The sequence below is a fragment of the Moorena sp. SIO2C4 genome, assembly GCF_010672485.1.
GTDB classification, from domain to species: Bacteria; Cyanobacteriota; Cyanobacteriia; order Cyanobacteriales; family Coleofasciculaceae; genus Moorena; species Moorena producens.
Window position 1 is genome coordinate 1 of sequence record NZ_JAAHGN010000296.1, and the last position, 7,510, is coordinate 7,510.

9 protein-coding genes and 2 pseudogenes are annotated in these 7,510 nt (G+C 43.9%); 6 read left to right on the forward strand and 5 right to left on the reverse strand.

The features are described 5' to 3' along the window. Together F6K20_RS16690 and F6K20_RS16695 are read right to left on the reverse strand one after the other, a co-directional pair. Nucleotides 1–184: pseudogene (locus F6K20_RS16690) on the reverse strand (tetratricopeptide repeat protein); the annotation flags it as partial. Nucleotides 185–485: 301 nt separating this feature from the next. Further along, nucleotides 486–632, reverse strand: a pseudogene (locus F6K20_RS16695) (transposase); the annotation flags it as partial. 57 nt (nucleotides 633–689) lie between these two features. Here F6K20_RS16695 and F6K20_RS16700 point away from each other — a divergent pair. Continuing rightward, a complete protein-coding gene (locus F6K20_RS16700) occupies nucleotides 690–1,895 on the forward strand; it encodes an RNA-guided endonuclease InsQ/TnpB family protein (protein WP_008178668.1) in 1,206 nt (401 codons plus the stop codon). On the opposite strand, the gene F6K20_RS16705 is transcribed toward F6K20_RS16700, so the two are convergent. The 3 genes from F6K20_RS16705 to F6K20_RS16715 all read right to left on the reverse strand — a co-directional run bounded on the left by F6K20_RS16705 (nucleotide 1,881) and on the right by F6K20_RS16715 (nucleotide 3,586). Further along, nucleotides 1,881–2,381, reverse strand: a complete 501-nt coding sequence (locus tag F6K20_RS16705) for a tetratricopeptide repeat protein (protein WP_008178670.1) — start codon at nucleotides 2,379–2,381, stop codon at nucleotides 1,881–1,883. The genes F6K20_RS16700 and F6K20_RS16705 overlap by 15 nt on opposite strands. A gap of 453 nt (nucleotides 2,382–2,834) precedes the next feature. Continuing rightward, nucleotides 2,835–3,155, reverse strand: coding sequence for a hypothetical protein (locus F6K20_RS16710; RefSeq protein ID WP_202799140.1), 321 nt, complete (start codon nucleotides 3,153–3,155; stop codon nucleotides 2,835–2,837). Nucleotides 3,156–3,385: 230 nt separating this feature from the next. Then, nucleotides 3,386–3,586 (reverse strand): hypothetical protein, encoded by a 201-nt coding sequence (locus F6K20_RS16715; protein ID WP_008178674.1) that lies wholly within the window; start codon nucleotides 3,584–3,586, stop codon nucleotides 3,386–3,388. Between the two features lie 91 nt (nucleotides 3,587–3,677). Here F6K20_RS16715 and F6K20_RS16720 point away from each other — a divergent pair, with 91 nt between their 5' ends. The 5 genes from F6K20_RS16720 (at nucleotide 3,678) to F6K20_RS16740 (ending at nucleotide 7,341) form a co-directional block, all read left to right on the forward strand. Next, nucleotides 3,678–3,899 (forward strand): hypothetical protein, encoded by a 222-nt coding sequence (locus F6K20_RS16720; protein ID WP_008178675.1) that lies wholly within the window; start codon nucleotides 3,678–3,680, stop codon nucleotides 3,897–3,899. A gap of 212 nt (nucleotides 3,900–4,111) precedes the next feature. Continuing rightward, complete coding sequence (locus F6K20_RS16725) at nucleotides 4,112–4,246, forward strand: hypothetical protein (protein WP_267871971.1); 135 nt, start codon at nucleotides 4,112–4,114, stop codon at nucleotides 4,244–4,246. A gap of 27 nt (nucleotides 4,247–4,273) precedes the next feature. Continuing rightward, a complete protein-coding gene (locus tag F6K20_RS16730; protein ID WP_008178678.1) occupies nucleotides 4,274–5,269 on the forward strand; it encodes a hypothetical protein in 996 nt (331 codons plus the stop codon). 194 nt (nucleotides 5,270–5,463) lie between these two features. Further along, nucleotides 5,464–5,757, forward strand: a complete 294-nt coding sequence (locus F6K20_RS16735) for a hypothetical protein (protein ID WP_008178681.1) — start codon at nucleotides 5,464–5,466, stop codon at nucleotides 5,755–5,757. Nucleotides 5,758–5,760: 3 nt separating this feature from the next. Continuing rightward, on the forward strand, nucleotides 5,761–7,341 hold the full coding sequence (locus tag F6K20_RS16740) for a polyamine aminopropyltransferase (RefSeq protein WP_071104280.1): 1,581 nt from the start codon (nucleotides 5,761–5,763) through the stop codon (nucleotides 7,339–7,341). Nucleotides 7,342–7,510: the final 169 nt, after the last annotated feature.

Below are 7,510 nucleotides of genomic sequence, written 5' to 3' on the forward strand. Positions count from 1 at the left end.
GTAGACTGTGACGATAGGTAGAAAGTTCCAGAGCTTGGTCAATCCGTTGTTTGTGTTGTTGGAGTTGGGCATCTAGCTCATGGATGCACTCTAGAAGCTCTGCAAGTATGAAGGGTTCCTCAGTGATGGCATTGTGGAGTGCATCTCTGGCACACAGAATCTCTAGAGCTTGTTGATCACTCAAGGGAGAATCTGTGGCTAGGGACTGGAGGGCAGCTCGATATTGACCAAAAAAATGGGTCTCAAGCCCTGTCCTTCTAGGAGACGAAACCTTAGAATAAAGGAGCCTTTATGGTTGTTCAGCTATACGTAAAAGAGGTGGGATCCGTGGCGAATTTAATTCTTAATACGGAAAGCGCACCTTTGGTTAAAACTTGGCGAATTTTGGCTCCTTTATTCTTACGGTAACTTGAGGCCGTAGGCCACGCTTGGCCGTAGGCCACGCCAAAGGCGAACGCGAACAAATCATTAAGTTCTCTAATTTAAAAATTCATTTTCTTAGCCACTTCTTTGAACGAATTTTCAATGGCCGCGAGACTCTCAGTGGTCAATATTTTTTGGCGGTACTTAGTTACGCATACTAGGTGCATTTGCAAGGAGCTTAATACTGTGCCAATATTCCGTAAACCCATTGTCAAATCTTGTAGATTACACTATAATCGGAGTACAGACCAACTATAAAACGCCAATTGAAAGCAAGATACCAATATCGTTTTTATCCAACTGACCAACAGAAACAGGACTTAGCTAGGCTGTTTGGCTGTGTCAGAGTCGTGTGGAACGATGCTCTGGCTATTTGCAAGAAATCTAAGAAGGTTCTAAAATCTGGAGACTTACAGAAACTGGTCATAACTCAGGCTAAAAAGACCGAAGAAAGAAAATGGTTGTCTGAAGTGTCAGTCGTTCCTTTGCAGCAGTCCGTAGCTGATTTGGGAGTTGCTTTTAAGAACTTATTTGAGTCGCACAATGGAAAACGAAAAGGACGAAAAGTTAGGTCTCCACGATTCAAAAAGCGTTCCAATAATCAATCAGCAAGATTAACTCGCAGAGGTTTCTCTATTCAAGGTGATGGAGTTTACTTAGCCAAGATTGGGGTAGTCAAACCGATCTGGTCTAGGGAATTGCCATCTGATCCAAGCTCTGTGACCATTATCTTAGATTGTGCTAACAATTATTTCTTGAGCTTTGTAGTAGATATTGAGCCTGTTCAAGTTGATGCCAAGAACCAAAGCATTGGGATTGATCTAGGTATCAAGACTTTCGCGGTAATGAGTGATGGGGGTCATGTCAAGAGTCCTGACTATTCAAAACTAGATCGAAAATTACGCAAACAAACACGAAAGTTTGCTAGACAAGCCAAGGGGTCTAACCGGAGGGAGCAAACTCGCATTAAGATCGCAAGACTAAATAATAAAATCGCCAACAAAAGGAAAGACTTCCTGCATAAGTTCTCAACTAGGATAGTCAGCGAGAACCAAGTAATTGTCCTAGAAGACCTTAACGTGTCAGGAATGGTCAAAAATCGCAAACTAGCGCGAGCTATTAGCCAGCAAGGTTGGTCAGAATTTAGGAGTCTAGCTCAAGCAAAATCAGATAAATATGGCAGGGATTTTCGGGTTATAAGCCGTTGGGAACCCACTAGTCAAATCTGCTCAGATTGTGGGTTCAAGTGGGGGAAACTCGATTTGTCCGTACGCTCAATACTCTGTGTTAATTGTGGAACCGAGCAGGACAGAGACATAAACGCTGCTAGAAACATAGAAAAAGTCGGCATGGGGCATCGGCATGACTCTAAATGGGCAAGGAGGGGCGATAAGACTGTTGAGACCGTAGGTCACGCGGGGCGCGTTCGGCAGCACACCCCGATGATCTGTCAAGAATCACCGTTCTTCTAGGACGGTGAGTATGTCAACATATCTGCCCTGGCTTTTGTAGAGTAATGCCAGATTATTGAGGCTGGTTGCTACATCGGGATGGTCTTGACCGAGCAGTTTTTTCTTCCGTGCTAAGGCTTGTTGATAGAGGGGTTCGGCTTTCGGATATTTCCCCTTGTAAAAGTAGAGGAATGCTAGATTATTGAGGCTTTCTGCCACATCACGGTGTTCTTCTCCCAAGATTTCCTGCCGAATCTCTAATGCTCTCTCAGCTAGGGGAATCGCTTCTGAGTACTTTCCTTGCTGAAAAAGCTCAATGGCTTGCTGATTGAGTTGAGAGGCTTCTGCTAGGGATAACTCTTCAGCCCTTTCACTCCCTGGTGAACTGGGTTGTTGAGCAATGATACTTTGCCCCCAGCTAGACCTAGGGAAAGCCACTCCCATTGCCATCACACCGACAACGGTGGCTAAAATTGCTGCTCCCTTAACAGATAGGTTTTGATTCATTTCCTGAACACCGTTTGAGATACGCAACAAACCTCACGATAGGAAGTGGGGGTGATACAGTAGTGTGCCACTCACTATTATTCTTCCACTGAAATTATAGCTATTGGGATTTATAGCAACCGAAGTATAGTTTAGTTAGCAAGTAGAGTGGGCAGTGCTTGAGACAGATCAGATCAGCTGGCCTTTAGGCGTAGGTAGGCACTACTCACCGACGATTAATCCCAATGGTGCCAGATGTGAGTATAAACATTTCCAGGATCACGAATTGTCTTAAAAAACTATAGTCAATCAAGGTTTTATCCTAATAACTTACCCTTTAAATATTTATATAAAATTCCTTGTTCGTTACCGTAACGATAATTTTTACAAGCTCCTTGAGTTTGAATAATTTATGTGATGGGAATAGTTTAATTATCAGCAGACTCTAATAATTTAATCGCACTCTTGCGGAATTTAATAGTCATTTTTAATCCCATCTGTTAGATCAGTTACTTCTTCAGTCTCATAGTCTTGAGGTAAGCCAAAGCTGGTGTCAAGCTCTTGTTGCTCTTGATCACTAACGTAAGGCATTAACATATGACAGAGTAAGAGTCTTTCTTCTCTCAAAACTTCTCGGATGCTTTCTTTAATCAGTGTTTTTAAGTCTTGAGTTTCCATCGCTTTTGAATTAAAGGTTATTTTTTTAATTATATACCAAAGGGAACAGGGAACAGGGAACAGGGAGCAGGGAGTAGGGAACAGGGAGTAGGGAACAGGGAACAAACATTCTATCAATTGATTTAGGATTGCTATAGCATTTTTTATACTAGGAAGTCGGGAGTCGGGAGTTGGGAGTCGGGAGTAAAGTGAAAAAAAATAGCCGTAGAAATACTATCCACGACTATTTCAATTTTTTATGTCACAAAATTAGCAAATATAACCTGCTCTGATTAGCCAAAGGTCACGCTACAAAACCAGACCAAAACCTTGGCCGGGGGAGAAAACCCCCCCAGAAATTTAAGGTGTTATGGCAACAACCAATACTTGGTGATTGTAGTGATTACTTCCCCTGGAACATCAGTCGGTTCCAGAGGGGTCCATTCCGCTATCTCTGCATAGCCTAATGCGTAAAGCATCTGCATGCTATAAATTACTGCTTCACGAGAACCTTTCAGAGTTTGATGAGCAGGTTGTTTCTTGAAGTTTTGCTTGAATTGTTGTGACATCATAAAAAACTTAATTTCGGTTTATATTGATTATTGTAATGATTATGATTTGAGTAGTCAAGGGTTTTAAAAAGTTTTTTTTGGGATTTTTATGGTTAATAAAAAATTAGCGATCGCTGTTAGCGGAAGCTTCGCTTCATCGCGTAGCGTTAGCTTTGCGGCTCTTCCCTCTGTTCAAGGACAACCAATTAAAATGTTGATTGGGGGAGGAATTGTCATTATAGTTGGTAATTTATCAGCTGCTTGGGGACTAGATGAAGAGCTTGCTCTACCACGAGAGATGATCCGCACTGCTGTGGGAAATGGGTATTAATATCCTGCATTTTGCTTGGTGTCGGCGGCAACTAACTCTGCATAGTAGGAACATTGCTCTCCAACACCCTAGTTTGCCATCTTCTCCAACTAGGCCAAAAACTCTTCCAGAATCACCGATGTCTCCAACACAGAATAGGAAAAGAAAAAAACTTTTGATTTGTTAAATTTTTGATAATTTAGAATTGGGAATTTATAATTTATAATTTAGAATTGGGAATTTATAATTTAGAATTGGAATATGCCTGTCGTGTTGGTACAAAAACTCTTTTCTACTTTGGTCAGACAATTATCACTGGTGCTAAAAACTGGAGTTTGTGGACATCACCTCTGGCTCGGTGTAGATAATAGTCTATACAGACACAATAAAAACCAGTGACTATTCAAACTCAACGTACTAGTGGTTTTATCGACCCCTGCCCTTATATTGCTATCGGGTCTACACTACTGGTATTTTTAGCCTTATTCCATGGTTATCGGTTCCAGAAAACACTGCTATCTACTACCGTCAGTGCCAGGGAAGAGGAACCGCTGCAACTTCAAACACTGTCCCTCAAGCGCCAGCTGATTGGTGCTCTTCGCATAGAAGCTAAAGCAAAAATTCCCCTTAACCGATGGGTTACTTATGAAATCCAGTTACTCGATGGCCAAGGTCAAGCATTCGCCTCCGCCATCAAGCAAGCCTGGAATGAATCAGGAACTTGGTATGATGATGGGGAGTCTGGTAGTTGGCAAGACGATGACCTGTTAGCAGGACTTGATGTTCGCGCCAAGCAGGAAGAGATGGTGACCATTGCCATTGCAGTTTTGGAGTATGGGGATACATCAGGAAAAGTACTTGATCAACCAGTGCCGTTTCAGGTAACTGTCCAAAATGGAGTGATAGATACGCGCTATCTTTGGCCAGGTTTAGTGGGGACATTATGTCTGACCTTGATGACTTTATATGCAACGCCATTAACCGGGAAAAAAGCCATCTTCAAAACGATTAACGATAGCGACCCCAGCGATCGCGCTACTGTCGGTGGTGCAAATCGCCTTGTGCGGGTTAAAGTTGATGTTAAGGCAGATGAAACTTCCCCATCAAAACTAGAAGTTCGCCTTTTTCTCAAGGACTCCTATGGTGAGCAAATCTATAACCATTCGTTTCCCTTGCCTATGACCTATCTCAAAAACAACGGCAAGATCAAGGGAGCAACAGGTAAACTACAAACATTCTTCCTGTTGGAATCTCGCAGTTCCTATGGCTTCTATGTGGAAGTATGCCCAGATGCATCTGTCGATCGCACAACCTTGAGAGTTATTGATGGCAACCGTACCTTCACAAGCGTTGAGGTGGTAAAAATTAGTCCAACCTTTGATACGCCATGAATAGCTTATATCATGTCCGGATAATTAGTTATCAAAAACCTTATTCGATGAAACCTTACTTCTTTACTTCTGCCTTCTGCCTTCTGCCTTCTGCCTTGTTTTTGCCCTTAGTATAAGTATTCAACCGGACATGATATTAGAAACAGCTAGGGGAGTGTCAAACAGTTTTAGCTGTTTCACGGGCTTCGAGCAAGATGCTCCCACTACGCGAGCAAGATGCTCGCACTACTTCTATTTTCCATCCAGGAATTGATCCCATGTTGACTAAAATTTTGACAGCGACGACAGTTGCGATCGCACTATTTACCATAATCGCAGGTTACACTCAGCGTTCAGCCCTTGTCCTGCGGGAAGAAAAACAAAATAACTACTGGCCCCGACATCGGACATATTTATCCGGTTACTATTATCTAGGTATTTGGAAATCGTCCCCCAATCGCTCAGACTATGGTAGCTTTCGCGGAGGCGGTCCGGCTACCGGGAAATAGACGATGGAAGATGCGATATCAGATGGGAAACCGATACCTAACTCTAGCATCCCATCCCTCAAACGGGACCAGCGTTGGTTGCTCATGATTGCTGCTGCGGTTTCCTCAATTTGTGGACTAGCGGTAGAACTGTTGCTGGGAACTCTAGCAAGTTACTTGGTAGGGAATCAAGCTCTATCCTATGGTATTTCCGTTGGAGTATTTCTCGCAGCAATGGGTCTAGGGTCTTACCTGAGTCAGTTTATTGCTGTCAATCAGACCAATTCCCCATCTCTACAACACCAACTACTCTTAGTCTTTGTCAAAGTTGAACTACTCATTGCTCCCCTAACTGCCCTATTGCCTTTAGGACTATTTGCTGTATTTGTTAGGAATGGTTCCATCTGGCTGGGTTTATTCTTCGTCACTATTGTCCTGGGAGTACTAGCAGGACTGGAAGTGCCGCTACTGACCCGAATTCTGGAATTGGACAAAGGGGTGCGGGAAGCATTAGCAGGTGTTTTAGCCTTAGACTATTTGGGAGCACTACTGGGTTCCCTGGCTTTTCCCATCCTCTTATTACCCATTATCGGTTTATTTCCTACGGCTTTTGTCTTAGGGTCATTACCGGCCTTGATGGTGTTTGCCATTGGCAGACGCTTTCCCAGACTGCGGCCCTGGGGATATTTGGGTTTAACCCTAGGTATTCTCCTGTTTACCTTGGCTCCCTTAGCCATTCCGATTAGCGACAAGCTGGAAAATACTCTGTATAGTGGGCCAGTGATCACCCGCATCCAGTCTCCCTACCAACGCATTGTCCTCACACGACAAGGACAGGATGTTCGTCTCTTCCTCAATGGCGATTTGCAATTTTCCACCCTCGACGAATACCGCTACCATGAAGCTTTAGTGCATCCCGCCATGAGTGCTAGTGTTGGTAGGCGTCGGGTTCTGGTGTTGGGTGGAGGTGATGGTATGGCCTTGCGGGAAGTGCTCAAATGGCCAGAAGTCGAACGAGTCCTACTCATCGATTTAGACAGCGAGGTTGTCAAGTTAGCTAGTCATCACCCTCAATTAGTCCAAGTTAACGATAACTCTTTTTCCGACCCCCGTGTCGAAGTGTTGTATGCTGATGCTTTCATTAGGGCACCCGCACTCAACGAAACCTTTGATGTGATTATTGCCGACTTTCCCGACCCCGATCAAAAGATTATTGCCAAGCTTTATGCAGAAGGATTCTACCGCCGTCTCTTACCGCGATTAGCAGACAAAGGCATTTTTGTGACTCAGGCATCTAGTCCCTTTTTTGCTCCCAATGTTCTGAGTTGTATTGCCGCAACCTTGGAAAATGTGGGACTATTAGTTCATCCCTATGTTATAGATGTCCCCAGCTTTGGGCCTTGGGGTTTTGTCCTAGCATCAAGGCGATCGATTCAGCCGGACACCCTCAATTTATCCGTATCAACTCGCTTTCTGACCCCAGGCATTTTACACTCCTTGTTTGAGCTGCCAGGAGATATTAAGTTGGGTAATGTCGAGGTCAACCGCCTTGCTCATCCTGTGATTGTACGCTACCAATCTGACCCCCGTTGGGCAGCTTACTAAAAAAATTGGGTTTAAAGCCCCGTCCTTCTAGGACGGCTTTCTATTGAAAACTGTTCTGACGTTTGTCGCCAGTTAGCAAGTAGGGTGGGCAGTGCTTGAGACAGATCAGATCACCTCAGCTTTGTGCTTAGATAGGCACTGCCCACCGACGATTAATCCCAATGGTGCC